19 protein-coding genes are annotated in these 25,939 nt (G+C 69.2%); 8 read left to right on the top strand and 11 right to left on the bottom strand.

The genetic code is table 11. From position 1 onward, the window contains the following. Positions 1-34: 34 nt before the first annotated feature. Positions 35-1,840, bottom strand: coding sequence for a BTAD domain-containing putative transcriptional regulator (locus DI276_RS15775; protein ID WP_157984733.1), 1,806 nt, complete (start codon positions 1,838-1,840; stop codon positions 35-37). 354 nt (positions 1,841-2,194) lie between these two features. Here DI276_RS15775 and DI276_RS15780 point away from each other — a divergent pair, with 354 nt between their 5' ends. Next, entirely contained in the window at positions 2,195-3,277 is a 1,083-nt protein-coding gene (locus DI276_RS15780) for a hypothetical protein (RefSeq protein ID WP_157984734.1), read from the top strand. 66 nt (positions 3,278-3,343) lie between these two features. On the opposite strand, the gene DI276_RS15785 is transcribed toward DI276_RS15780, so the two are convergent. From DI276_RS15785 to DI276_RS15795, 3 genes are all read right to left on the bottom strand, one after another. Continuing rightward, on the bottom strand, positions 3,344-4,162 hold the full coding sequence (locus DI276_RS15785; protein WP_112264085.1) for an SDR family oxidoreductase: 819 nt from the start codon (positions 4,160-4,162) through the stop codon (positions 3,344-3,346). A gap of 74 nt (positions 4,163-4,236) precedes the next feature. Beyond that, positions 4,237-5,223 carry an FkbO/Hyg5 family chorismatase gene (locus DI276_RS15790; protein ID WP_157984735.1) on the bottom strand — a complete coding sequence of 329 codons (987 nt, stop codon included), beginning with the start codon at positions 5,221-5,223 and terminating at the stop codon, positions 4,237-4,239. Beyond that, complete coding sequence (locus DI276_RS15795; RefSeq protein WP_112264087.1) at positions 5,220-6,647, bottom strand: FAD-dependent oxidoreductase; 1,428 nt, start codon at positions 6,645-6,647, stop codon at positions 5,220-5,222. Before DI276_RS15795 ends, DI276_RS15790 begins: the two co-directional genes overlap by 4 nt. A gap of 131 nt (positions 6,648-6,778) precedes the next feature. On the opposite strand from DI276_RS15795, the gene DI276_RS15800 reads away from it, so the two are divergent. Next, complete coding sequence (locus DI276_RS15800; RefSeq protein ID WP_232836681.1) at positions 6,779-14,149, top strand: SDR family NAD(P)-dependent oxidoreductase; 7,371 nt, start codon at positions 6,779-6,781, stop codon at positions 14,147-14,149. 445 nt (positions 14,150-14,594) lie between these two features. On the opposite strand, the gene DI276_RS15810 is transcribed toward DI276_RS15800, so the two are convergent. Together DI276_RS15810 and DI276_RS15815 are read right to left on the bottom strand one after the other, a co-directional pair. Then, positions 14,595-14,864 (bottom strand): hypothetical protein, encoded by a 270-nt coding sequence (locus DI276_RS15810; protein WP_112264088.1) that lies wholly within the window; start codon positions 14,862-14,864, stop codon positions 14,595-14,597. Continuing rightward, positions 14,861-15,319, bottom strand: coding sequence for a hypothetical protein (locus DI276_RS15815; protein WP_157984736.1), 459 nt, complete (start codon positions 15,317-15,319; stop codon positions 14,861-14,863). Before DI276_RS15815 ends, DI276_RS15810 begins: the two co-directional genes overlap by 4 nt. Before the next feature lie 152 nt (positions 15,320-15,471). Here DI276_RS15815 and DI276_RS15820 point away from each other — a divergent pair, with 152 nt between their 5' ends. Beyond that, positions 15,472-15,723, top strand: coding sequence for a response regulator transcription factor (locus DI276_RS15820; RefSeq protein WP_232836682.1), 252 nt, complete (start codon positions 15,472-15,474; stop codon positions 15,721-15,723). Between the two features lie 259 nt (positions 15,724-15,982). On the opposite strand, the gene DI276_RS15830 is transcribed toward DI276_RS15820, so the two are convergent. Both DI276_RS15830 and DI276_RS15835 read right to left on the bottom strand, forming a co-directional pair. Further along, a complete protein-coding gene (locus tag DI276_RS15830; protein WP_112264092.1) occupies positions 15,983-17,101 on the bottom strand; it encodes a sensor histidine kinase in 1,119 nt (372 codons plus the stop codon). Further along, on the bottom strand, positions 17,101-17,763 hold the full coding sequence (locus DI276_RS15835) for a response regulator transcription factor (RefSeq protein WP_112264093.1): 663 nt from the start codon (positions 17,761-17,763) through the stop codon (positions 17,101-17,103). Before DI276_RS15835 ends, DI276_RS15830 begins: the two co-directional genes overlap by 1 nt. 162 nt (positions 17,764-17,925) lie before the next feature. Here DI276_RS15835 and DI276_RS15840 point away from each other — a divergent pair, with 162 nt between their 5' ends. The 5 genes from DI276_RS15840 to DI276_RS15860 all read left to right on the top strand — a co-directional run bounded on the left by DI276_RS15840 (position 17,926) and on the right by DI276_RS15860 (position 22,600). Continuing rightward, positions 17,926-18,822 carry an ABC transporter ATP-binding protein gene (locus DI276_RS15840; RefSeq protein WP_112264094.1) on the top strand — a complete coding sequence of 299 codons (897 nt, stop codon included), beginning with the start codon at positions 17,926-17,928 and terminating at the stop codon, positions 18,820-18,822. Beyond that, the gene (locus tag DI276_RS15845; RefSeq protein WP_112264095.1) at positions 18,819-19,808 is read left to right on the top strand and encodes a transporter; all 990 of its coding nucleotides are present in this window, start codon (positions 18,819-18,821) and stop codon (positions 19,806-19,808) included. Before DI276_RS15840 ends, DI276_RS15845 begins: the two co-directional genes overlap by 4 nt. A gap of 34 nt (positions 19,809-19,842) precedes the next feature. Continuing rightward, the gene (locus tag DI276_RS15850) at positions 19,843-20,856 is read left to right on the top strand and encodes a hypothetical protein (RefSeq protein WP_112264096.1); all 1,014 of its coding nucleotides are present in this window, start codon (positions 19,843-19,845) and stop codon (positions 20,854-20,856) included. Positions 20,857-20,883: 27 nt separating this feature from the next. Then, complete coding sequence (locus DI276_RS15855) at positions 20,884-21,249, top strand: hypothetical protein (protein WP_112264097.1); 366 nt, start codon at positions 20,884-20,886, stop codon at positions 21,247-21,249. Positions 21,250-21,418: 169 nt separating this feature from the next. Beyond that, positions 21,419-22,600, top strand: coding sequence for an acyl-CoA dehydrogenase family protein (locus DI276_RS15860; RefSeq protein ID WP_112264098.1), 1,182 nt, complete (start codon positions 21,419-21,421; stop codon positions 22,598-22,600). Positions 22,601-22,605: 5 nt separating this feature from the next. Here the strand turns inward: DI276_RS15860 and DI276_RS15865 are convergent, their stop codons facing one another. The 3 genes from DI276_RS15865 to DI276_RS15875 all read right to left on the bottom strand — a co-directional run bounded on the left by DI276_RS15865 (position 22,606) and on the right by DI276_RS15875 (position 25,890). Further along, positions 22,606-23,529 carry an ABC transporter substrate-binding protein gene (locus tag DI276_RS15865; RefSeq protein ID WP_232836683.1) on the bottom strand — a complete coding sequence of 308 codons (924 nt, stop codon included), beginning with the start codon at positions 23,527-23,529 and terminating at the stop codon, positions 22,606-22,608. 402 nt (positions 23,530-23,931) lie between these two features. Next, positions 23,932-24,621 (bottom strand): M15 family metallopeptidase, encoded by a 690-nt coding sequence (locus tag DI276_RS15870; protein WP_112264100.1) that lies wholly within the window; start codon positions 24,619-24,621, stop codon positions 23,932-23,934. Positions 24,622-24,912: 291 nt separating this feature from the next. Next, on the bottom strand, positions 24,913-25,890 hold the full coding sequence (locus DI276_RS15875) for a LysR family transcriptional regulator (RefSeq protein WP_112264101.1): 978 nt from the start codon (positions 25,888-25,890) through the stop codon (positions 24,913-24,915). Positions 25,891-25,939: the final 49 nt, after the last annotated feature.

Here is a 25,939-nt window from a genome sequence, read left to right on the forward strand (position 1 = left end):
ATGACGTCGGCAATGGCCTGCTCGTCCAACATGGCTAACCTCCTTCGAGCAACTCGAGTGCCAATGACGACACCGACGTTAGGAACGCCGGGTTCGAGATCGGTACAAGGCCGGTTCGATCCCGCACCGGCTCGACGAGCTCGCGTGCGTACGGCGCGAGAAGCTCGGACAGCCGATACCGCGGTTCGTGCCCGGCGCCCGCATCGCTCACCACGTGGGCCCGAAGCAGGCTTTCCAGCACTGGCGCTACGTCATCCGCCGTGCTGTCAGCCGGCTCCTCGGCGGTACCGATCACGGCCAGCCGGTGGAGAACGCGCCGTTCCTCGATGCTCAGATCGTCGACGAGCGAGGCGATCGCCGCCCGCGCCGCTGCCGCACCGTCCACTGAGGACGACACCAGCGGGGCATCCGGCCGGGCGACGAGCACCGTCGCGGCGACCCGAACCGCGAGAGGCAGCAGCCGGGCTGCTCGTACCACCTGCTCGGCGGCCTTCGGATCAGCCCCGACGCGGGCTGGTCCCACGATCTTGCCGAGCAACTCGACCGCTTCGGACACGGCGAACGCGTCCAACCCCACGTAGTGGGCGGAGTCGAGGGCCACCAGCCGCCGGCTGGTGACCAGCGCCGCGCTGCCGCCCGCCACGGGGAGCAGGGGATACACGCTCTCCGCGTCGGTCGCGTCGTCGAGGACGAGCAGAACCCGCCGGTCGACCAGCAGCGCACGTAACAGCGCCGCCCGGTCCTCCTCGCACACCGCATCGGCTTCTGGCTGCGCACCGAGCCTGCGGAGCAGTTCCGCGACCACATCGCCCGTCCCGCGGTCCCGGAGTTCGACGAGAATCTGCCCGTCGCGGTACGCCGACCGCAGCCGGTGTGCGGCGTGCACAGCCAGCGTCGTCTTGCCGACGCTGGGCAGGCCGTGCACGACGGCCACAGCGGGTGCGGCCGCATCGCCCGGCCTGCCCAGGATTCGCAGCAGCTCGTCGAGCTCCCGCTTGCGCCCGACGAAGTCGCCAACGGCTCGCGGCAACCAGAACATCGACGCCGCGTTCCCCGGTTTCGGCTGCTGCAAGGCGATCATCGCCTGGTACTGCTGATGCAGCACCGGGCTCGGCGAGAGACCCAGCTCGCGCGCCAACTCCTGACGCACCTCGTCGTAGACGGCGAAGGCCTCGGCTTGCCGGCCGGCCTGATGCAGCGCGGCCATCTGCAGGCCGCGAAGGCGTTCCCGGATCGGGTGCGCGCGTGCCAGCTCCCCGATCTCGTCCAGGATGTCGAGCACCGACCCGGTGGCCAACTGGGCCTCGACGAGGTTCTCGTACGCCTCGATCCGGCGAGCGGTCAGCCGGTCCGCCTCGTGCTGCAACACCGGATTCCCCGCGAACTCCGCCAACGCCGGACCCTGCCACAGATCCAGCGCCGCGCGGAGCAACCCCGTGGCACTGCTCGGATCACCTGACCGCAGACACGACCGGCCCTGCCGCGCCAACGCGTCGAACTTCGCGGCGTCAAGCGCGGAGCGCCCGAGTGAGATCTGATAGCCCGCAGCCTTGAAGACAAGGGAACAATCGCCGATGGCCTTGCGCAGGCCGCTCACGTAGGCCTGGAGGTTCTTCCGTGCCGTCCGAGGCTGCCCATGTGGCCACAGGGTCTCGACCAGCTCGTTCGTCGAAACCACAGAATTCGCCCGGCACAACAGGATCGCCAGCAGAGTGCGCTGCTTGGCCGAGCCGGGATCGACGACTTTCGCTCCGTCGGTGACAGTCAGAGGCCCGAGGATTCGGAAGGCCAGCTGATCACCATCGGCTGCCGTGCCACCGCGATGGCCGACTCGCGTCATGCCGGTGATGCCTGACGCCGTGCACAGCGCATCTGACGACCGGCCCTTGGTGATCGACCGGTCACCATCGCGGGTCTCTGGTTGTGATTGGCACGGGTCCTCCAAGTTCGTCGGTCGGCCTGGCGGGCGACAACAGCGTCTCCAGCGTGCTGGGAACCACTGGACGGCAGCTGAACAGGCAATGGACGTACGTCAGATTCCGTCGGCTGCTGGCCGCGGCTGGGTCGTTGCCGACCTGAACGGCCCAGCGATGATCAATCACGATGGCCCCTCGTGCTGAGCCGACGTCGCTGCTAAGTTCGTGTGCTCGGATGCCGAGGGGGCGTTGTGTGGCGACGAGTCGTGCTCTTGTCCGTGATGATTTTGTTGGCCGGTGGGGGGATCGCGGCTGCTGACGCCGCACCACCGGCCAAGGTGCTGTCGAACTTCGAGAACTACTGGGGCGTCAGCCTCAACCGGGACTGCGGGTTCTCCCAAGCGTTGCCGAACGCGCCGGGGCGGAGCGTCTGGCTGTTCTGCGACACGGCGTGGACCGACTTCAACGGCGAGCACTTCATCGGCGGCTCCACCGCGGCTGTCGGTCCGTACACGCCCGGTCAGGTGCCGACCGATCTCGACGAACTGCCGACTCCGCCGGCCGCGCCACGTCCGCACCCTCACTACGGCGGCCCGGCCCCGTTCCTACCGACACCGACCGGACTGCTGAACCCCGGCGGGCAGCCGTGCACCGCCGACGGCACCCAGTATCCGGCGTCGTGGCTCACCGGGGTCACGGCCCACCAGGGCATGCTGCTGATCACCTATGGCGACGTGTGCGTGACCCGGACTGCGACACCGTTCCTCGTGCAGCGCTTCGGGATCGCCGAATACGATCCGGCGGCGAACGTGATCCGTGCGCAGACCACCGTGATCTCCCGGCCCGGCGAGCAACTGCGGGCCGCGGAAGTCCTCGGGTCTCCCATCATCTCCGGCGGCTACCTGTACCTGTACGGCTCGGAATGCACGGCGTCGGCCTGGGGCGTGTGCGCCGGCGGCAGCACCTACACCGCCCGCGTAGCCGCGAATGCGGCGTCGTGGCGTTCCGTGAACGGGTACCGCTGGTACAGCGCCGGAGGTATGTCACGGGATCCGGCGAACGCGACGAATGTCATGCCCGCCGCACCGTTGGCGTTGTCCGTGCACGAGTTCACCGGTCACGGCCTGAACGCCATCGTGCAGAAGGATCTGGCCGGTGGCTTCGAGGTCTGGCGGGCACCCGGCCCGGCCGGTCCGTGGACCCGTGCCGGCGGAGGAAAGGTCGGCTGTTCCGGCGGCAGTGGCGTCGACCTGTGTCGTGCTCTGACCGGACATCCCGAGCTGTCGACCGACTCCCAGCTGATGATCTCCTACTTCAACCCGGGAAGCGCACACGTCGAGGTGGCCGCGTTCCCGTGGTAGTGGCCAGGAACAGCCGGCGCGGTACCGCAGTCGTGTTGGGCGAGGGCGAAGCCATGTCCTGGTACATCAGTCTTGCTGGTTGCGTGCCACGAGCTTGCGCTGGGTCCGGCGACCTTGCGCCACCATGAACGGAACAGCGCGCAGTCCGAAGCGCGGGAACGTGTCGGCGAGCCGGGCCAGCGCTCCGCGCCACCTCGGGAGGGTGGTGACCGGTTTCGGTTTGTCGAGCACAGCGGCGACGGCGGCGGCGATGTCGGCTGGCTGCAGCAGCGTGCCGGAGAACGACAGTGCGGCGGCCGGATCACCGAGCTTGTCGTAGAGCATCGGCGTCCAGATGCCGTCCGGGCAGACGCACGAGATGTCGATGTCCTGGACGCCCGCCTGCCGGAGATCGGCGAGGGTGCTGAGGCTGAAGCCGATGGCCGCGTGCTTGGAGGCGGCGTACACCGCTTCGCCCGTGACGGCCGTGATGCCCGCGAGGGACACGACGTTCACGACGTGCCCTCCGCCGTGACCGCGCATGGCCCGGATCGCGGCGACCGTGCCGTTGATGGTCCCGAGGGCGTTGACCTCGACCATCAGCCTGCGGGTGGCGGCGTCCTGCTCCCAGGCGGGACCGGTCACCAGAACCCCCGCGTTGTTGACCCAGACCTCGAGCCGGCCCGCACGGGCGACGATGTCGTCGCACGCCGCTTCCACGGCCGCGTCGTCCCGCACGTCGAGCACCCGCGCGATCGCGCCGATCTCGGTGGCCGTCGCGGTCGCGGTGGCTTCGTCGACGTCGGTGACCAGCACCGTGTAGCCGCGGTCGACCAGCATCCGCGCGACCAGCTTGCCGACGCCGCGCCCGGCACCCGTCACGACCGCGCCCGCTTTCACCGTCATGGCAGAAGTATCGCGACCTTCGTGTCGTTGATCGACCCCGACGTGTGCTGACCCGGCTCCGAACGCGCGCGATCTCATCCGGCCACGTCCGGAAAGACGATCCCCTCGATCTCGACCAGCAGATCGGAGCGGCAGAGGTCCACGTTGAGGAACGCGATGTCGGCGGCCGGGCTGAACGCCTTCGCGCAGATCTCCCGCACGGTCAGGAGATCCTGCCGGTCGCGGACGTACACCTTGATGTTGCGCAGATCTTCGAGCCGCCTGCCGGGCCGCAGCCCGTGCCGGGCCAGGTTGTCCGCGCTCAGCAGGTGTTCGAGGTTGGCGAGCGTCTCGCCGCACTGCTCGGCGAGCTGGCCGCGGTGCAGGGTCTCGTGTCCGACCACGCTGGCGGTGCCGGACACGTAGATGGACGCCCCGCTGCCCGCTGCTGTCACGTGGGTGGCGCGGGCGAAGCTGGGGGAGGAGGGGCCGTAGCGTTCCGGGTAGCGGTAGGCGGGCACCTGGCGGCTGTTCTCGATGGTGACGCGGTGCGCGGAACGGCCGGCCAGCAGGCAGAAACCGATGCCGCCGCCGAGTGCCCCGACACCTGTGGCCGCGGGCAGTTGTTCCTCCGTGAACCCGAACTCGTGGAACGCCTGTGCCCGGCCCCGGCAGAAGTCGCGGTAGACCTCCAGGCCCTCGCTGTTCGTGCCGTTGATGTTCTCGACGAAGTTCCACATCCGGAAAATTCGCTGGTAGTCCAGCGTCCTGGTCAGGCCGAGGGCGGTCAGGTAGGCGGCCCGGACCGCCTCCGTGCAGTCGTCCGAAGAGTCGATCCTGGCCGCACAGAAAAGGGTCTCACCGTCGTGTGCGTGCACCACACCGTCGAGCGTGCCGCGCTCGATCGGCCGGTCGGTGTGCCAGACCTCGGTGAAGGCGTCTGCGGAGTCCGCCACCGCGTGCACGGTCAGCTCGGGGAAACCGCGGTCCAGGTGCGGGTTCCGGCGCTGGGGACCGTAGACCACCGCGCCGAGCACGGCAGAGCTGGAGAAAGGTCCCGTCTGGAAGGAGGACCAGGTCACCTTCTCTCCCAGCTCAATCCGTCCTTGCTCACCACGAGACCGCTCGCGCCGTGGTCGGTCGCAGGTCCGTGCAGGGCCTCGTCCTGGAGGTTCCTGCCCTCCTGGAACGTCTCGCCGACGACGCGCGAGGAGTACAGCGGGTTGGTCCCGTCGGCCGCGACCGCCAGCTCCTCCACGCTCCGGCCGAGGTCGGCGGCTGCGGTACTGAGCTCGGCGAGCATGTCACCGGAAGCCAGCCCGCCCACGAGCTCGGCGAACGCCGCGGTCTCCGCGGCGTCCACCTCGGTCAGCTTCTTCGCGGACCAGAAGTAGGACTTCTCGTCGCGGTGCATGTCGTAGAAGGAGATGAGGAACTTGTAGAACAGCGAGTACTCGTGGCGGTAGCGGCTCTCGAACTCGGCGAATGCGGTCTCCTCCGCCAGCTCGCCGTCGAGGCAGCTGTTGATCGAACGGGCGGCGAGCAGCGCGCCGTAGGTGGCGAGGTGCACGCCCGAGGAGAGCACCGGGTCCACGAAGCAGGCCGCGTCACCGACGAGCACCATGCCGGGGGCCCAGAACTTCTCCTTCCAGTACGAGTAGTCCTTGCGCACCCGGACCTGGTCGTACGGAGGTTCGGTCGAGGTGGGCACGCCCTCAAGCTTCGCGGCGACCTCGGGGCAGGCGGCGATCAGGTTCGTCCAGGCCTCGCGCGGATCTCCCTGCACCAGCGATTTCAGCTCCGGTGACACGACGGCGCCCACGCTGGTCAGGTTGTCGCGCAGTGGGATGTACCAGATCCAGCCCGCGTCGAACGCGGCGCAGAAGATGTTGCCGCGCTGGGGTTCCGGGAGCCGCGCGCCACCGGCGAAGTAGCCGAAGACGGCGAGGTTGCGGAAGAAGTCGGAGTGGATCCGGTCGCCGAGCGTGCGGTGGATGCGGCTGGTGTTCCCGGACGCGTCCACGACGTGGCGTGCTTGTGCGGTGTGCGTCGTGCCGTCGGCGTCCACGTACCGGACTCCGGTGCAGCGGTCACCGTCCTCGAGCACCTCGCGCACCGCGCAGTTCTCCCGCACCTCCACGCCGTTCGCGGCGGCGTTGCGCAACAGGATCTCGTCGAACCGCGACCGTTCCACCTGGAACGCCGTCGACTGCGGTTCGGGCACACGAGGCGACATGGCGAAGCTGAACTGCCACGGTTCGGGGTTGCTCCCCCAGCGGAAGGTGCCTCCGCGCTTGAGCGTGAAGCCCGCGCGTTCCACCTCGTCCGCCACGCCGAGCAAGCCGCACAGACCGTGCACGGTGGACGGCAGCAGGGACTCGCCGATCTGGTACCTGGGAAAGGTCTCCTTCTCCAGCAGCAGTACCCGGTGTCCGCGCATCGCGACCACTGTGGCCGCGGTCGAGCCCGCCGGGCCGCCACCGACGACGATCACGTCGTACGTCATGCTGCTGTCCCCCTGAAGCAGTGCTGTTTCGTCCCACGTTAGCCAGATTCGGGCACCATGGGTTTCGCGGTGTCCGCAGCCGGAGAAGATCGTCGGGGGTTCGCGTGCTTGTTCGTCCTCTTCCTGAGCTGTTGAAAGACAACGCTCGCGTGCACGGGGACAAGGTGGCCTACGCGGACGATTCCCGGATGGTGACCTGGCGTGAGCTGGAGGCCAGGACCGCGCGGCTGGCGGCGGGACTCGGGGCCGGCCGCGGCGAGCGGGTCGCTCTCCTGCTCGGCGACGGTGTGGCGCTCGTGGAGGCGTTGCTGGCGGTGACCAGGGCGGCGGCGGTCGGGGTGCTCATCAGTCCGCACAACACGGACGCGGAACTGGCAGGTCTGTTCGCCGACTGCGCACCGGCGCTGGTCGTGACCGATCGGGAGCGGTTGCCGCGGGTGCGGGCGCTCGGCCACGAGCGGATCGTCGTTCTGGGCGACGACTCCCTCATGGAGACGGCGGGGCGGCCGCGCGACGATCTCGGACTCGACGAGCCCGCGTGGCTCATCTACACCTCCGGCACGGGTGGCACGCCGAAAGCGGCGGTCTCCACGCAGCGTGCGGCCCTGTGGTCACCGGTGCACTGCTACGGGCCGGTGCTGGGGCTGTCCGAGCGAGACCGGTTGCTGTGGCCGCTGCCGATGTCGCACAGCTTCGCCCATTCCCTGTGCCTGCTGGGGATCGTGGTGGCCGGTGCGAGCGCGCGGGTGTGCACCCGCCGGGATCCGGCCGCCGTGGCGGGACTGATCACCAGCTTCGAACCGACAGTGCTGGCCGGCGTGCCCGCGACCTACCGTCAGCTGCTCGCCACCGGCCTGGTGCAGGCACCGTCGCTGCGGATCTGCCTCACGGCGGGCGCTCCCAGCGACGCGGTGCTGCGCACGGAGGTGGAAGCGGCGCTCGGCGCACCGCTGCACGACTGCTACGGCAGCACCGAGACGTGCGGCATGATCGCCGTCGAACCGGCGGGCGCGCCACGCGTGCCCGGCACGAGCGGCCCGCCGATCCCCGGTGTCGAGGTCCGGCTGACCGGTCCCGACGACGAGATCTGGGTGCGCGGCCCCGGTCTGATCTCCGGCTACCACAACGCACCGGAGCTGACCGCGGAGGCGATGCCGGACGGGTGGTACCGCACCGGCGACCAGGGGCGCCTGGACGGGCACGGGCACCTCACCGTCACCGGGCGGGTGAGCGATCGCATCGTGCGGGGTGGGCACAAGATCGACCCGGCCGAGGTCGAACGGGTGTTGCTCGGTCTGCCGGGCGTCCACGACGTGGCTGTGGTTGCGCGACCACACCCGCTCACGGGCGAGGCGCCGGTGGCGTTCGTCGTGCCCGCGGATGATGCGGTCGACCCGGCCGCGTTGCTCGGTGCCTGCGCTGAGGTCCTCTCCGCGCACAAGGTCCCGGAGGAGGTCCTGTTCATCCCGGCGGTTCCGCGCACGGGGTCCGGCAAGCCGCGACGCCGGGTGCTCCGCGATTCGCTGGTGCGGGCGCGCACGGACGTCGCCGAGTCGCTCGCCGCGCGCCCACCCGGCGAACGCCTCGCCGGGGCGCTCGAACTGGTGCTGGACGAGCTCGCCGCCATCAACGGCACCCGGCCCGATCCGCGCACCGCGTTCGCCGACTTCGGCGTCACGTCGCTGCAGGCGACGACGTTGTGGCAGCGCCTCACCGCCAGGACCGGGCTGCGGCTGGCGGCCACCCTGGTCTGGGAGCACCCGACTCCCGAAGCACTGGCGGCGCACCTCACGGGACTGCTGGGTGGCGGTGCCGTCGAGGTCACCGACCGGGTGACTCCTCGCCACGACCCCGCCGAGCCGGTGGCGATCGTCGGGATCGGTTGCCGGTACCCCGGCGGCGTGGCCTCACCCGAGGACCTGTGGCGGCTGGTGCGCGACGGTGCCGACGCGACCGGCGACTTCCCCGCCGACCGGGGCTGGGACCTGGACTCGGTGTACGACCCGGACGCCGAGCGGGCCGGGACCAGCTACACCCGCCGGGGCGGGTTCCTGCGGGACGTGGCGGACTTCGACCCGTCGTTCTTCGGGATCTCACCGCGGGAAGCACTGGCGATGGACCCCCAGCAGCGGTTGCTCCTGGAGGTCGCCTGGGAAGCCTTCGAACGCTCCGGTGTCGCGCCGTCGTCGTTGCGCGGCACGGACACCGGCGTCTTCGTCGGACTGATGCACGGTGGCTACGAATCCAGGCTCGACCTGCCCGACATGGAGTCCCACCTGGTGCTCGGCTCGGCGGGCAGCGTCGCTTCCGGACGAATCTCCTACGTGCTCGGCCTGCGCGGTCCGTCGATGACGATCGACACGGCCTGCTCGTCCTCACTGGTCGCCCTGCACCTGGCAGCCAGGGCACTGCGCGCGGGTGAGTGCTCGCTGGCACTGGCCGGTGGCGCCACGGTGATGGCCACCCCGCGGTCCTTCATCGCGTTCAGCCAGCAGCGGGCCCTGTCCCCGGACGGCCGGTGCCGCTCGTACTCGGCGGGCGCGGACGGCACCGGGTGGGCCGAGGGCGCGGGCGTGGTCGTGCTGGAACGGCTGGCGGACGCGCGCCGCAACGGCCATCCGGTGCTCGCCGTGCTGCGCGGGTCCGCGGTGAACTCCGACGGTGCTTCCAACGGGCTCACCGCGCCCAGCACGGTGGCGCAGCAGGAGGTCATCCGCCTCGCACTCGCGGACGCGCGCCTGAACGAGTCCGATGTGGACGTCGTCGAGGGGCACGGCACGGCGACCAGGCTCGGTGATCCGGTCGAGGTCGCCGCGCTGCTGGCCACGTACGGCAGGGGCCGCGCAGAGGACCGCCCACTGCTGCTCGGGTCGGTCAAGTCGAACCTCGGGCACACGCAGGCCGCGGCAGGGGTGGCCGGGCTGATCAAGCTCATCTGGGCGCTGCGCCACGACGAGCTGCCGAAGTCGTTGTACGCGGACGTTCCCTCGCCCCACGTGGACTGGTCGGCCGGTGCGGTGCGGCTGGTGGCCGAGCACGCGGCGTGGCCGAAGGGGGAGCGGCCCCGGCGTGGCGCGGTCTCGTCGTTCGGCATCGGCGGCACCAACGCGCACGTCATCATCGAGGAACCGCCTGCACCGGACCCCCGGTCCCCGCTGACGGTGGTCACGGCGCCGTGGGTGATCGGCGGCGCCGATGAGGCCGGATTGCGGGCCAACGCGGCCAGAATCGCCGCGGCGCTGTCCGATGAGTCCGTTGTGGACATCGGATACTCGTTGGCGACGACCAGGGCACCGCTGCGCCACCGGGCGGCAGTGCTCACCGGGGACCGCGCGGAGATGCTTGCTGGTGTGCGTGATCTGGCGAGGGGCGCCGGAAATACTTTGGTCCGCAAGGCGATCGCACAGCACGACCTGCGGCCGGTGTTCCTGTTCACCGGTCAGGGCGCACAACGGCCGGGCATGGGACGGGAACTGGCCGAGGCGTTCCCCGCCTTCGGGGAGGCGTACCGCTCGGTCTTCGCCGAGTTCGCGTCGTTCGGCATCTCACTGGCAGACCTGCCCGCGGATCTGCTGGACCGCACGGACTACACGCAGCCCGCACTGTTCGCGTTCGAGGTGGCGATGTGCGCGTTGCTCGACGCGCAGGGTGTCCGGCCGGGGCACGTCGTCGGTCACTCGATCGGCGAACTGGCCGCGGCGCACGTCGCCGGAGTGCTGTCCCTGCCCGACGCGGTCCGGCTCGTCGCGGCGCGAGGCCGGGCGATGGCCGCGATGCGGCCGGGTGTGATGGTCTCGGTGCAGACGACCGAAGCGCATGCGGCACAACACCTCGACGGTGCTGTCGCCATCGCCGCGGTCAACGGGCCCGGTGCCGTGGTGCTCTCCGGAACCGCCGCGGCAGTGGACGCGGCGGTCGCGCGGATCGGGCGGCCGCACAAGGTGCTGCGGGGCGGTTACGCGTTCCACTCGCCGCTGCTGGACCCGGTCCTCGCCGAGTTCCGCGCGGTCGCCGAGTCGGTCACCTACCGCCGGCCGACGGTGCCGGTGGTGTCGACGGTGACCGGTCGCCCGGAGTCCGAGGCGCTCACCGAGGCCGGTTACTGGGTGCGGCAGGCCAGGGAACCGGTTCGTTTCGCCGCCGCGGTCGACTGGCTCGCGGAGGCAGGCGCCACGATCTTCACCGAGGTCGGCCCGGCCACCGCGCTCACCGTGCTCGTGGACGGTGCCGTGCCGATGTCCCGGTCTGCTGGGAACGAGCCGGCTGCGCTGCTCGACGCGCTGGCCACGCTGCACGTCCACGGAGTACCCGTGGACTGGCCCGCGGTGTACGCGGGCAGCGGCGCCCGCCGCTGCGATCTCCCGACTCATCCGTTCCAGCGCGAGCGCTACTGGCTCGACCACACGCCGGTGGCCCAGGTCCGCGCGCCGTTGCTGGGCGAGCCACAACCCGACGCCGACGGTCCGGAAGTCCGGCACACCAGCGTTTTGTCGACCGCCGGGCAGCCGTGGCTCGCCGATCACCGGGTCAACGACGACGTGGTCGTGCCCGCGGCCGCCTTCGTGGACATGGTGTTCCAGGCGACCGGTACGGCGCGGCTGGACGAGCTGGTCGTGCACCAGCCGTTGCTGCTGGAGGGCGAGGCACGGATCCAGGTCGTCGCAACCGGGCTCGAGGTCTCCATCTGGGCGGCTTCGGACGGTGAGTGGACGCGGCACGCCACCGCGACCGCTGCGCCCGCGACATCCCGTGCGCCTGAGGAATCACCCGGCGCATGGCCACCCCCTGGGGCGCAACGAGTGCCCATCAGCTACGGCAAGCTGGCCGTGCGCGGGCACCGCTATGGTCCCGCTTTCCGGGCCGTCACCGCGCTGTGGAGGCGCGGCGACGAGGTGTTCGCCGACGTGGACCTGCCGCGCGGTGAGACCCAGGCCGTTGCCGCGCACGCCCTGCACCCGTGCCTGCTGGACGCCGCCCTGCACGCCTCGTTGCTGGCCGCGGCCCCGGAGGAACAGGACGTGGTGCGGATTCCGTTCGCGTTCACGGGTGTCGAGCTGCACCGGACCGATGCGGTGGCGGCGCGCGTGCGGATCACCCGCAACGGTCCGGACGACGTCCGGGTCCGGCTCACCGACCCGGCGGGCAGGTTGATCGCGACGATCGAGTCGCTGGTGACGAGACGCCTCGACGGTCGTGCCCACGCCGCCGCCGTCGCTGCTCGTGCGCTGCACCGGATCGACTGGGTTCCGGTCCCACGTGCACCCGCGGTGCCTGCGGGGGAGGTGTTCGACACCCGCGCCATCAGGGCGACCGGAACGCCGCCGGAGCGCACCCGGCAGTTGACCGCGGCAGCACTCGACCGTCTGAAGAAGCCGCACGCCGACCCGCTCGTCGTGATCACCCGCAACGCCACCGGCCCTGATCCGGATCTGGCCGGCGCCGCGGTCTGGGGGATGGTGAGCAGCGCGCAGCAGGAACAACCCGGCAGCGTGGTGCTGGTCGACCTGTGCGGCCACCCGGCATCGGACGCCGCACTGGACATCGCCATCACCTCGGGTGCGGCGCAGGTGTCCGTCCGCGGCGGGCAGCTCCTCACCCCGAGGCTGGTCCGCGCACCCGCTCCGGAAGGTGACCCGTTGGCGCTCAACCCCGACGGCACGGTGCTGATCACCGGCGGCACCGGTGCGTTGGGCGCGATCCTCGCCCGCCACCTCGTGTCCGAACACGGTGCGCGGAACCTGACGCTGGCGAGCCGCCGCGGTGAACGACCGGACTGGGCGGACGAGCTGGCCGCGAAGGTCGTCGTGGTGGCGTGCGACGTCAGCGACCGAGCAGCCGTCGACCACCTCGTGGCCTCCTGCGACCCGGCGTTGACCGCGGTGTTCCACCTCGCGGGTGTGCTGGACGACGGCGTGCTGGGCGCCATGGACTCGAACCGGTTCGCGAAGGTGCTCGCCCCGAAGGCGGATGCCGCCTGGCACCTGCACGATGCCACGGCGGACCTGGAGCTGTCGGCGTTCGTGCTCTACTCGTCGGCCGCCGGAGTGCTGGGCAGGCCGGGACAGTCGAACTACGCGGCGGCGAACAGCTTCCTCGACGCGCTGGCCAAGCACCGGACCGCGCACGGACTGCCCGCACGGTCCCTCGCCTGGGGTCTGTGGGAGTCGGACGGTGGCATGAGCTCGCCGCGGCAGAACGACGGTGTGCTCCCGCTCAGCGCGGCCGCCGGCATGGCCGCGTTCGACCGGGCGATGCGCATCGCCGAACCCGTGCTCGTGCCCGTCCTGCTGGACGCGCGTCGACAGGGCCCCGCGCCCGCGATCCTGCGTGACCTGATCCACGACGCGGCGGACGCCGAACCGGCCACCTGGAGCCACACCCTCGCCGAGGTACCGGCGGAAGAGCGTCTCGCGGTGCTCACCGACCTGCTGCGGGCCGAGGTCGCCGCGGTGCTCGGCTTCCCGGACCCGGCTGCACTGCCGCCGGACAAGGACTTCGCCGAACTGGGATTCGACTCGCTGACGGTGTTGCAGCTGCGCAACCGGATCGGAGCGGTCACCGGGCTGCGGCTGAGCCCGACGACGGTTTTCGACCATCCGACACTGCCGCGGCTCGCCACTCACGTCCACTCCCTGCTGATCGGGGCTGCTCCCGCAGCTCCGTCGCCGAACCTCCGCCCGGCCGCGCTGTACCACCAGGTCCTGCGCAACCAGGACCCGGCCAAGGCGATGGGCCTGAGGATCCTGGCGTCGTACGCGCTGCCGTCGTTCTCCACCGACGAGCGCGCGCGGCACGTGGTAGCGCCGATGCGGCTCGCGGCGGGGGATGCCGAACCCGTGTTGTGCTACCTGCCCAGCTACCTCGCGGTCGGCGACCCGGTACCAGTCCAGCTGAGCCAGCGGTTCGAGGGCGAATACGACCTCTTCCTGTTGGGTTATCCCGGTTTCGGTGCCGACCGAGGCATTCCGGAGGACGTGAAAACGCTCGTCCGCACCTTGGCCGACTCGGTGCGCGCGGTGGCCGAGGACCGGCCGACCGTCCTCATCGGACATTGTGCTGGTGGCCTGGTGGCACACGCTCTGGCAGGCCACCTGGCCGCGACCGGTGAGGCTCCGGCAAGTGTGGTGCTGCTGGAAACCGACCACGGTGTGGCGAGCCGTGACGACGCCCGCGCGCTCGCGTTGCTGGCCGCTGAAAAACGTCGTCCCAGCGAGCTTTACGACGATCCCGCCGCAGACCAGGTGGCGCTCGCGGGTGGTGGCTACTGCAGAGTCTTCGACGGCTGGCGGCCCGAGGCCTCGCCGGTGCCGACCTTGCTGGTGCGCGGTGGCCCGACACCTGAGATGGCAGAGGTCGACCCGGCGCGCGACTGGAAGCCGCGCTGGCCGTTGCCGCACTCCTCGGTCGACGTGCCGGGTCACCACGACACGGTGCTCACCGATCATGCAGGCACCACCGCCGAGGCGATCCGGGCGTGGGTCGGGGGAGCGGCAGGATCGTGAATGTGGCGCCACGACTGCTGTACGTCGTCTTCGTTCTGCTCGTCGGTTGGTTGGTTCTGCTCTGTCGGTCCTCGGCGGCCAAGGACTCGGAGTAGCTCGTGTTGCGACACGAGGTTGCGGTGTTGCGCCGAGGCGATCGCCGTCCGCAGTTGAACTTGGGCTGATCGCGCGGTGCCGGCTGAGTTGGTGCAACGGCTTCCGGTGTCGTTGCGGGATCATCGACTGGTGTTGCCCGGCACGGTGCTGCGATGGCATCGGCGCCTGGTCGCGAAGAAGTGGACCTGCCGAACCAGACCGGTCGTCCGGCGAGGACCGTGCCGGGTTGTTCCGACCTCACTGGGCGTACTGCCGATGGCATCGTCCTTGACCTTCAGGGACAGCGGGCCATGCCCGCTGGCTCTGCGTGAAGGGTGCGGAGCCAGCGGGCTCGTCGTGGCGCCGAGCGTCACTCGTCGAGCAGTTCGACGTCGCCGCGTTCTTCCGCACAGACCCAGCATCGGGATGAACGCCGACGTGCCCAGTCGATCGCGTTCTGCCGAGTGCCGACGAACTCCTCGAGCACGGCAGTCGGTCCCTGCAGGACCGCGTGCCAACTTCCATCGCGCAGCTTCATCACGACCGCCGACTCCTCGAACGCGGGATCCGGCGCGCCGGTGGGCGCCGCCTCACCCGAGCCGGTGAGGTAGTCGCGATAGCGCAGTGGAAGATCGGTCATCGGCGCCAGCCTCCGCCGTCCGAGTTCGCGGGTACCTGCCTCACGCCACAGTAGCGGTAGATCTGTTTGTCATCGGTGTGCATGCAGGTGCTCTTGACGTAGAGGTACCAATATCCCGGATATTCGCCGTGCTTGAACGAGAACTGGTGCACGAGTGTGTGGTCCCACATTGTGTTGTCGTAGGCTTTGTAGCCGTTCGGGTCCCACGTCTTGGATTGTCCGGCACCCGCGTTTCCGGCGAGGTAGAGGCTGAACTTGCCGTCGATCTGGTCGCCCTCGGCACCCGGCGCGGCGTTCAGCAGATCACCCGTGAAGATGACTTCGTGAGTATCCCTCGAATTGACGTAGCGAACCGGCTTGCTCCAGCTCTGCGCACCGGTCAGCTGGATGTCCGCGTATCCGTCCATCTGGCCGAGCATTGTGCCGTTCCATCCCCAGATTCCGTGCACGCTCATGTCGGCGAAGAAGTCGTTGTAGCGATAACGGCAGGCCCACGCCTCGCAGTACCCCTCCGCGGGGGCGGTGGCCTTGATCGGGCTGGTCAGGGTCTTCTGGTCGGGACAGAGCCAGCGGCCGCGGCGCTCTGCCAGCGGCAGAGCGCACTGCGGTGGATCCGGAGATCATGCGGCACCTGATGCGGGCTCACAACCCGTTGCTGCGGCTGACCGACCGGGAGCACGAGGTGCTCGCCCTCATGGCGCAGGGCCGGTCGAACACCGCGATCGCGCAACGGCTGGTGGTCGCCGGGAAGACGGTGGAGAGCCACAACGCGAGCATTTTCAGCAAACTCGGTCTGCACGAGGCTCCGGACGACCATCGCCGGGTGCTGGCCGTCCTGGCCGCGTTGCGCGGGGCGTGAGAAGGCAGTCAAGGCGGTGCGGATGGCGGACGTGGTCTTCAGCGCTCACCACGAGCTGCGTGATCATCCGATCCCGAGCCGGATCAGGGCGATGGTCGGGGACGAGACCGTTGTGGACACCGAGAGAGCGTTGCTGGTCTGGGAGCCGCAGCGGATCGTGGCGAGCCGGGAGCTCGTGGCCGCCCCGGTGATCCTGCCGTTCGGCAAGCGCAAGTTCAGCGGAATCCGGCACGTTGAGTGCCGCGAGATCCCGTCGGTATCACGCACGCTCCATTCGGGAGTGACACGTCTGGGCCGGAAAGCTGACCTCGATGTCCAGTCCGCCGCCAGGACGGGCCTGTGCGCTCAGGCGCGCCCCGTGCGCGGTTGCGATCGCGCGGACGATGGCCAGACCGAGTCCGTGCCCGTGTCCGTCGGCGTGCCTGATCCGTCGGCCGCCGAGTTGCCGGAAGGGTTGGAAGAGGGCCTCGACCTCGTCGGGTGGCACCACCGGCCCGGTGTTGCTGACCCGGAGGGTGCCGCCCGCTGTGGTGGTCGTGGTGATGATCTCGGCCCAGCCTGCCGCGGTGTTGTGCCGCAGGGCGTTGTCGACCAGGTTCACGACCAGGTGCTCGATCAGGTCCGGGTCGCCTGCCGCTGGTGCGGCACCGAACGTGGTGCGGAGCTGGGCGCCTCGACGGCCGGCGTCCTGGGCACGGGAGGCGACCACCTTGCCGGTGAGCTCGGCGAGGTCGAGCGGGGTTCGCCGTTCGATGCCCTGCTCGCCGTGGGCCAATGTGAGCAACGCGTCGATGAGGCGTTCCTGCTGCGCGCTGAGCGTGAGAACCTCCTGGCAGGCTGCGCGTAACGTGTCGACCGTGGTGTTCGGGTCGGCGAGGGCGACTTGGAGCACTGTCCGTTCCGCGGTGAGCGGGGTCCGCAGTTCGTGCGCGGCGTTGGCCACGAAGTGCCGCTGTGACTCGAACGACGCTTCCAGCCGCTGGAACAGGTCGTCGAGTGTCTCGGCCAGTTCGGTGAACTCGTCGTGCAGACCGGTGCGGCCGAGCCGCCGGTGCAGGTCGTTGGCGGAGATGTCCCGGGCGGTCGTGGTGATGGCGCGCAGTGGGCGGAGGAATCGTCCGGCGACGAACCAGCCGAGCACGAGGGCGACCACCAACGTGCCGGCGACACCGACCGCCGAACTCGCGAGCTGGTTGTCGAGATCGCTGCTGTCGACCTGACCGGCGCCAGGGGCGGGGACTGCACCGGCCGGAACGGCCTGGTTGGTTCCCAGCAGCGGGATCGCGAGCAGCGCGGCGCCGGAGAGGAAGAAAGGTACCGCGTACAGCAGGGTCAACTGGACGTGCAGGCTTCGTCGGGGGATCCGCAGGCGCCTCATCACGGTTCGCCGATCCGGTACCCGCCCTCGCGAACGGTGTGGACGATCGGCGGATCACCGAGTTTGGCCCGCAGCCGGCGGATGGTTGTCTTCACCGCCGTGGTGAACGGGTCAGCCGCCTCGTCCCAGACCCGTTCGAGGAGTTCCTCGGCGGAGACGAGCCGACCGTCCGCGGCCAGCAGGCACTCCAGGACCGCGAACTCCTTCGGGCTGAGGTCCAGCCGGCGCCCGGCGCGGGACGCGACGCGCCGGCTGGGATCGAGCGTCAGCTCACCGTTGTCCAGGATCGGCGGCACCGCCACGCCGGCCCGGCGCCCCAACGCCCGGATCCGCGCCACCAGTTCGGCGAAGTCGAACGGCTTGGGCAGGTAGTCGTCGGCACCCAGACCGAGGCCGTCGATCCGCTGCTTCACAGCAGCGGCCGCGGTCAGCATCAACACCCGGCTCGCGGAGTGCTCGGCCACGATCCGGCGGCAGATTTCGTCGCCCGGTACACCTGGCAGGTCCCGGTCGAGCACCACGACGTCGTAGCGCGTGATCGCCAGGTGTTCGAGTGCTTCGCCACCATCGAGGACGACGTCGACCGCCATGCCCTCGCGGCGCAGCCCGGTACCGAGTGTCCGGGCCAGAATCTCGAAATCCTCAACGACGAGTACGCGCATGATCCCAAGATGCCACTCCACAGGTGACGGCACGGTGTCAGCGCCAACGTGCCCGCACGCTTTGGTGTCGCCGCCGTGTCGTTCGCCGACACCGTGCTGCCACCTGTGTCCACGTAGAACCGGAGCCTGCACACCGCGCAAGCCGGACGAGAGGGCTCCCGAATGGACGTCGTGCTGGAAACCGACCAGCTGGGGAAGAGATACGGCAGGGCCTGGGCATTGCGGGACTGCTCGCTGCGCTTGCCTGCCGGGCGGTTCGCCGCACTGGTCGGTCCCAATGGCGCGGGCAAGAGCACGCTGCTGCACATGGCGGTCGGCCTGCTGCGGCCCGACGCGGGCACGGTACGGGTCTTCGGCCAGGCGCCGTACGACAGCACGGCGGTCCTGGCCGAGATCGGGTTCGTGGCCCAGGACACCCCGCTGTACCGGGACTTCACCGCGGACGAACTGTTCACCACGGGTGCCAAGCTGAACCGGCGCTTCGACACGGCACTGGCCCGCGACCGGCTCGGACAGATCGGCATCCCGCGCGACAAGCCGGTCGGCAAGCTGTCCGGTGGCCAACGGGCACAGGTCGCGCTCGCCCTGGCGATGGCGAAACGGCCACGGCTGCTGCTGCTCGACGAACCGGTCGCCAGCATCGACCCGCTTGCCCGGCGGGAGTTCCTGCACGCGCTGACCGGCGTCGTCGCCGAGACGGGCACCACCGTGCTGCTGTCCTCGCACATCCTGGCGGACTTGGAACGCACCTGTGACTTCCTGATCGTGGTGCACGCCTCGCAGACGAAGCTCGTCGGCGGCGTCGATGAGCTGCGCGGCGAGCACCGGCAACTGATCGGCCCCCGGCACGCCAGCCCGCCGGCTGCCGGGATCGCACAGGTGGTCCGGACCAGTCACACCGACCGGAGTACCACGCTCCTGGTCCGCACCAACGGTCCCATCCACGATCGCGCCTGGCAGTCGCACGAGGTGACGTTGGAGGACCTCATCCTGGCCTACCTCGCCGACGACGACCTCGGTGCCGGTCGCACTCACGTCGGATGGGGAGTGTCGGCATGATCTGGCTGGCCTGGCGGCAACACCGCAAGCAAGCGTTGTTCACCGCGCTGGGACTCGTGGTCCTCGCGGCACTGATGCTCCCGACCGGCCTGGCGATGCGGCAGTCCTTCGCCGACAAAGGCCTGGACGACTGCGTCCGTGCGCTGGGGCGTGCCTCACTGATCGCGGCCGACGCTGACACCTGCGGCCGGTTGTTCACGGAGTTCAACAACCAGTACAACGCGATGAGCATGATCGGCGTGCTGTTCCTCGTCCTCCCGCTGCTGATGGGGTTGTTCTGGGGCGCCCCACTGGTCGCTCGCGAGATCGAACACGGCACACACCGCATGGTCTGGACCCAGGGCATCAGCCGGCGGCACTGGGCCCTGGTCAAATGCGGCGTCGTCGGAGCCGGCACACTCGCCGCCGCGGTCGGCTGCGGACTGGGCATGTCCTGGTGGCTCACCCCGATCAGCCAGGCCGGGCAACACGGTCGCTTCAGCACGTTCTTCTTCGACATGCAGGGCATCGCCCCCGTCGGCTACACCCTTTTCACGGTGGCGCTGGGTGTCTTCGCCGGCACCGTTTGGCCGAAAGTGCTGCCCGCCATGGCCGCCACCCTCGTCGGCTTCGTCGGCCTGCGCATCGCCCTGACCACCCTCGTCAGACCGCATTACCTGCCAGCCGAGACCCTGACGTTCCCGGTCAAGGGGGCCACCGTTCAGACGAACCCGGCAGCCGGCGACTGGGTCGTCTCCTACGGCATCCGAGACGCATCCGGCACCATGCTCACCCCGAACGCGCAGATCGCGTGCCCGCCGGACGCTACGGGACCGGGGGCCGACTGCGGCGCCAGCCTCGGCATTCCGGGTGACGCCCACAACTGGCAGCTCTACCAGCCCGGCGATCGGTTCTGGTTGTTCCAAGGCATCGAGACCGCCATCTTCGTCGCCCTCGCCGCGCTGCTGCTCTACGTCGCCGTCCGCCGCATCCTCCGCCTCGCATGACGGTTTTCCGCACCGGACAACGAAAGGGAAGACCTTGACGCGTGAACTCATCCGCCTCACCGTGGCCGTGGTCATGGCCGCTACGGCGGCCGTCTCAACCACATCGGCTGCTGAGGCAGGCGCCAGCCCGAAAGACGCGACAAAAGCCATCCTCGCCGCATTCGACAAGTACGAGGTCGTGGGAGCGGCCAGTCCGAACACCGTGTTCCTCGACCTGATCCGTGACCCCTCGTTCCCCGACAAGGTCGACGACATCGCCGTGGAGTGTGCCAACTCGCTCTACCAGCCACTCCTGGACCGCTACATCGCCGGCGAGGACGTGCCGCTGAGCGAGGTGCGCCAGGCGTGGCGGAACACCACCCAGCCGAGTTGTGGTTTCTCGGCCTTCTACGAGCAGTTCTTCCCCGTGGTGCGCCAGGTCAACAAGAAGCTGCCACCGGCGAAGAAGCTGCGCGTGCTGGCCGGTGATCCACCCATCGACTGGAGCAGGGTGACCACTCCAGAGGACCTGGCTCCGTTCGAAGAGCGTGACCGTCACGTCGCCGCGGTGATGAAGAGGGAAGTGCTCGCCAAGAACCACAAGGCGCTCATGCTCTTCGGAATAAGCCACCTGCTCCACGGTGGCGGCAGCGCGGTGGCGATGTATGAACGCGAGTATCCCAACGTGACGTACACCATCGCCACGCACTACGGATTTCAGAAGGAGAACGACACGCTGGAACAGCGGATGTCCTCCTGGCCGAGGCCGTCGGTCATCCCGTTCGCACGAAGCTGGCTGGGCGAACTGGACTCCTCGTACTTCGAGTCGAGGCCCGGGCAGCCTCCTGCCGGCAAGGGATACCCCGGAGCAGACGCCTACATGTACACCGGCCCTCGTGCGCTTATGCTGCGTCAGCCCATCGCCGCCGGCACCGTCCTGGACCCGCAGTACATCTCGGAACTTCGGCGACGAGCCGCCGCGATCCAGGATCCACCGGACGGCCTCATGCATCCGGAGACGTTCTTCAAGCGCGAACTCGAGTCAAGTGCATTGGAATTCGGTGCTTGAAGTCGCTGACCACAGGGAAGGTGTTGTGTGTCGTACCTGGTCGTGTTCGACAGCTCGACCTGGCACGTCGACGCCGACGTGCTGCGCGCCGCACTGCGTGAGGAGTGGCCGGCTGCCGAGATGCAGCCGCCCGCACCGCACATCGTGAGCGAGGTCGGGGACGTGCACTGGTTCTACCGGACCGAAGACGCCATCGTTGAGGCGTACACGGCCAAGGACGGCACCTGTCTGTACCTGAAGGGCGGCATCGGTCTGGTGGTGAAGTTCGCGATCTGGTACCGGAAACTCGTTCCGGAAGACATAGACGTCATCTTCTGCGACGACAGCTACAGCTTTGACGGCGTGGTCACTCCGGACTCGACCGAGTCGGAACTGGTCGAGCTTGCCGGCTGAAACGCCATGGTCTGCAGGCGGGCCAGCTTGCCCGCTCTGTCCTCTTAGGACGGATAGATGGACGGTCGCCCGTCACCGTCCGCGCCGTTCCCTGTCCGCCTGAGGCGGTCGCAACGGGTTGCGCGTCGCCCTATGCTGGGGTTTGTCGCGTCGCATCTTGGGGGTTCGTATGGGACAGCTGCATGTCAGTGCCGAATACGACACCATTGCCCGCCGGATCGAGGACGTCGCGCCCGTCCTGCGCAGTGAAGCGGACAAGAGCGAGACGGTGCGTCAGCTCACCGAGGAGATGATGCGAGCACTGGACGCGACGGAGGTCGTGAAGATCAGCATTCCCCGGGAGCTCGGCGGGTACGAGTTCTCACCGTCGCAGGTGATGCAGACCATCGAGCGGCTTTCTTATCACGAAGCGTCCGCGGGCTGGTCGGTCATGGCGCTGCAGATGGTCACCGGCTCCACCGGCGCCTACCTCGGTCGGGAGGCCGCCGAGGACCTTTACCCGGACGTGCCCGCCGGCCGGCACGCCACCATCGCCGGGCAGGGAACGCGGCTGGGCGATGCGGTGCGCGTCGACGGCGGCTACCGGATCAGCGGGCAGTGGAGCTTCGCCTCCGGAATCCAGCTGGCCAGTCACATCCACACCGCCGCGTTCTGCGCCGAGACGGGCCGGCCGCTGGTCTTCACCTTTCCCAAGGAACAGGCGACCCTGGTCGACAACTGGGATGTGCTGGGACTCCGTGCGACGCACAGCATCGACTACGGGTGCCAGGACGTGTTCGTTCCGGCGACGCACGTGTACGACGCCACCACGACAGAGAACCTGCACGGTGGCGCGTACTACCGCCTCGGCTTGGTGAACCTGTCCGGGATATGCCACACCGGCTGGGCGCTCGGCGTCGGACGGCGGATGCTCGACGAGATGAAAGCCTTGGCAGCCACCAAAACGGGTACGCACAACGCCTCGGTCGACACCGGCTACTTCCATGCCACCTTCGCGCGGGCCGAGGCGAAGTTCCGCGCGGCTCGCGCGTGGGCCATGGAGGTTTGGGCCGACAACGAGGCGACGCTGGACCGCGGCGAGAAACTGAGCACCGAGCAGGAGACCCTGACGCGGTTGATGCTCAACAACACGACCTGGTCCGTGCAATCCGTCGGTCAGATCGTGTACCAGTGGGCCGCCACCGCCGCGATGCGCCAGGGCGACCTGCAGCGGTACTACCGCGATCTCAACGCGGGCACTCAGCACATCACGTCCGGCCCGGTGGTGCTGCAGAACTGCGGCAAGTGGCTGGCCGGTCTGGCTCAGGACGCCCGTTGGGAGTTCCTGGAGCTGGTGCCCGGGGCGCACTGAGTGCGTCACGACTTGGGAGCCAGCCCGAAGTTCACCAGATCGGCGGGCCGCAGCGATCCTGCCGGGATCGCCTGTGCCTGTTCGAGCAACTGGATGATCGTGTCGATCCGGCCCTCGTCGACCGCGCCGAGAGGGCCGCCGAACCCGTCCGGCCTGGAATAGCCGGTCATCAGTCGCATCTCTGCGGAGGCCACGTCGGAGTTCTGCGTGGGCTGGTACTTGCGGAGGATCTGGCCGGCCTCGTCAGCATGCTCGATCGAATACTGGAGCCCCTTGAGCAACGCGTCACTGAACCGCCGGACCAGTTCAGGGTCCCGGTCGGCCAGGTCCTTCGTCGTGACCAGCATGTTGCCGTACAGGTCCGGCAGGAGATCGCCGTAGGGCAGGACGATCGCCTTGCGTCCGGACGCTGCCGCCTCGATCAGCGGCTTGCCGACGACGAACTGACCGATCGCGTCCACCTGCCCGGAGGCCAGCAACTGCGGCAGCGCGGGCGGCGCTGAGGGCACGAACTCGACCTTGCCGGGGTCGATGCCTGCGGCCTTGGCGTACAACGGGAACATCAGCTTGACCGTCGAGCCGGGCGGGTCGGCGACCTTCTTGCCGACGAGGTCCGCCGGCGCCGCGATCCGGCCGCCTTCGAGGGCGATGATGGCCGCCACGGTGCGCTGCTGGACCGCGGCGACCGCGATCACAGGCATTTTCTCCTTGGCCAGCGTGATCATTGTGCCGGTGGCGTCGGCGACCCCGAAGTGCGCCCGTCCGCCGGCCACCAGCTTGAGCACGTCCACCGTGCCGCTGCCGGGGTTGATCGTCACGTCGAGACCGGCAGCGGTGAAGAAACCCTTCTCCTGCGCGACATAGGCGTAAGCGTCGCGTCCGAACGTGTTGAACGACGTGAGGTAGGTGACCTTGGTCGTGGTGCCCACTGCACCCGGCTCACTCGTGCAGGCAACTGACGCCGAAAGAAGAAGGATCGCAAGACACGCTGAACGAATGGGCCGCATCGCCGGCTCCTCTCCCCGAGATGTCATCCAAACAACTCTGGCGAGAGGGGGTCAAGACGTGAACACGAGCAGGGATCGCGAGTCGGGTGCCTGTTCTCATCCCGTCGAACCTGCCACCGACGTCGTCGAGCCCGATCCGGTGCGACACCACGGCGCCAGCCCCAGCCGGATGACTCTCATGCTGGACAGTTCACCTTCTGTCCATATTGGACTTGCGGAGGGCGTTGACGCCTGGGACCGCCGCCACTCCGTCCGGCGGCGATCCCAGGCGCTGTTCGCGTCACTCGGTGCGGCACGCCGCACCGACGGCTTCTCGGGTCGGCGTCAGGGCTTCTCGAAGTGCTGGTAGTCGATCGGAGTGTCCCAGAAGCCGCCCCAGGTCCAGCCGCGTGTGGTGAACGCCTGCTCGGTGGCGTCGCCCGCGTGGATCATGCCGGGCACGTGCTGGGTGCGGTCGACGTAGGGCGCGCCGTTGGGCGGGTAGACCGCGCCGCTGCGGGAGATGTAGGGGTTCTGCACGGGGTTGATGTCGATGGCACGTCCGTAGGAGTGGTTGGACCAGGCGGTGCCGCCGGTGATCGGCCGGCAGTTGAACGCCGAGGTGTTGTTCGCCGCCATCGAGGCGTCGTCGTCGGAGTTGTACTTCTCCACGGTCTCCATCCGCTGGATGGGGAACCGGCCGAAGTACAGGTCGGCGAAGACGCGGGCGACCTCGACGGCGAGATCGGCGTTGACGACCAGTTCGCCGCGGTGCACCGCACCGTCGAAGCCGACGAAGTTCAGGCTGATCAGCCGCAGCTGATCGGGCCCGATGGGGCACTCTTCGCGCCAGCTGGAAGCGAGCCGTTTCGCGGTGACCGGCTTGATGACGGCGACGTAGGGCGGGAGGCCGCTGCCCGCCGGCGCCGCGAGTTCCACGGTCTGGGCAGTGGCGGCAGGCGCCGGCGTGGTACCGACCAAGACCGCGGACAGAGTGAACGTGATGAGCGCAATAATTCTGGTTCTCAATTTCAAAAGACTTCCCCTCGATCTTTCTGCGATGAAGTGAAACTCGCCGTGGTTCGAGCAACCTCGGGCGTTGGTGCGGAATCACTGCCGGGCCACGTATGAGAAGCAGCCCGTCGACAGCAATCGTCAGTGGACAGTTTCGGGCCGTTCACCCCCCAGCCGCGTGAAGACGCCCTCCGGGATCGACCCTGCCAGCGGTGCGCGAACAACGTCAACTTCGCTGACACGTTTCGTCCCTCCCCGAAACGTCCGGTTGCGCGGGCCGGTCAAAAGTCATCGTCGCTGGAGTCCCCCACATCACCTGGGGGACGGCCTGGCGGGCGCTGCCGGCCGTTGCGGCAGCCAAGTGCTTTCCGGCGGCAGCGGAAGACGCCGGCGGCCCGCGTCGGTGATCGCGGTGCGGAACGCGGCAGCGGCCGGCGACAGCGGCCGGTGGGGCACGCGGACGATGGCGATGCGGCGCTCGGTGCGTGGTGTGCCGAGCGGCCGGTGCAGCAGGCCGGCGAACTGCGTCAGCGGCAGCACCAGGCCGGGCACGGCCGACACGCCCAGGCCCGCCGCGACGAGGCCGGCCACGGCGCTGATGTTGCGTGCCTCGATCGCGTTTCTCGGGCGGGCGCCGGACTCGGCGAACGCGCGGTCGAGGTGCTGGCGGATGCTGGTCGTGCGGTCGAACGCGATGAACGCCTCGCCGGCGAGATCCGCCCAGGCCACCTCGTCGAGTGCGGCGAAGGCGTGGTCCGGTGGGAAGACGCAGCAGAACCGATCGGTCGCCACCGGGGTGACCTCGAGGTCGTCCGCGGGCTCGGCCACCGCGGACACGACGGTGACCGCGAAGTCGACGACACCCGTGCGCACCCGGTCGAGCACCTCGGTCGCCAGAGCGTCCTCAATGGACAGTTCGACGTCCGGGCGTGCCCGCTGGTAGGTGGACACGATGGAGGGCAACAGGATCGCGGCGAGCGACGGCAGCGCGGCCACCCGGACCCGTCCGCGCCGCCCGTCCAGGAAACCCTCGAAGTGCCGGAGGTTCGCGTCGAACGTCGCGAGCGTCGAGCGTGCGGTCGCGACGAACTCGCGTCCTTCCGCGGTCGGCTCCAGCCGGCGCGTGGTGCGTTCGAACAATGCGACGCCGAGCTTGCGTTCCACCTCCAGCACGCATCGGCTCAGTGACGACTGCGCGAGCAGAAGTTCTTCCGCGGCCGTGGTGAAGCTGCCGGCGTCGTGCACGGCGACGACCACGCGGAGCTGCTGGATGGTCAGATCCATGCGCACAGTACATCAATCTATCGAATTCCAATGCTTGAAAGCGATAGCGCATTCG

Source organism: Lentzea terrae (genome assembly GCF_003265345.1).
Classification (GTDB): Bacteria; Actinomycetota; Actinomycetes; order Mycobacteriales; family Pseudonocardiaceae; genus Lentzea; species Lentzea terrae.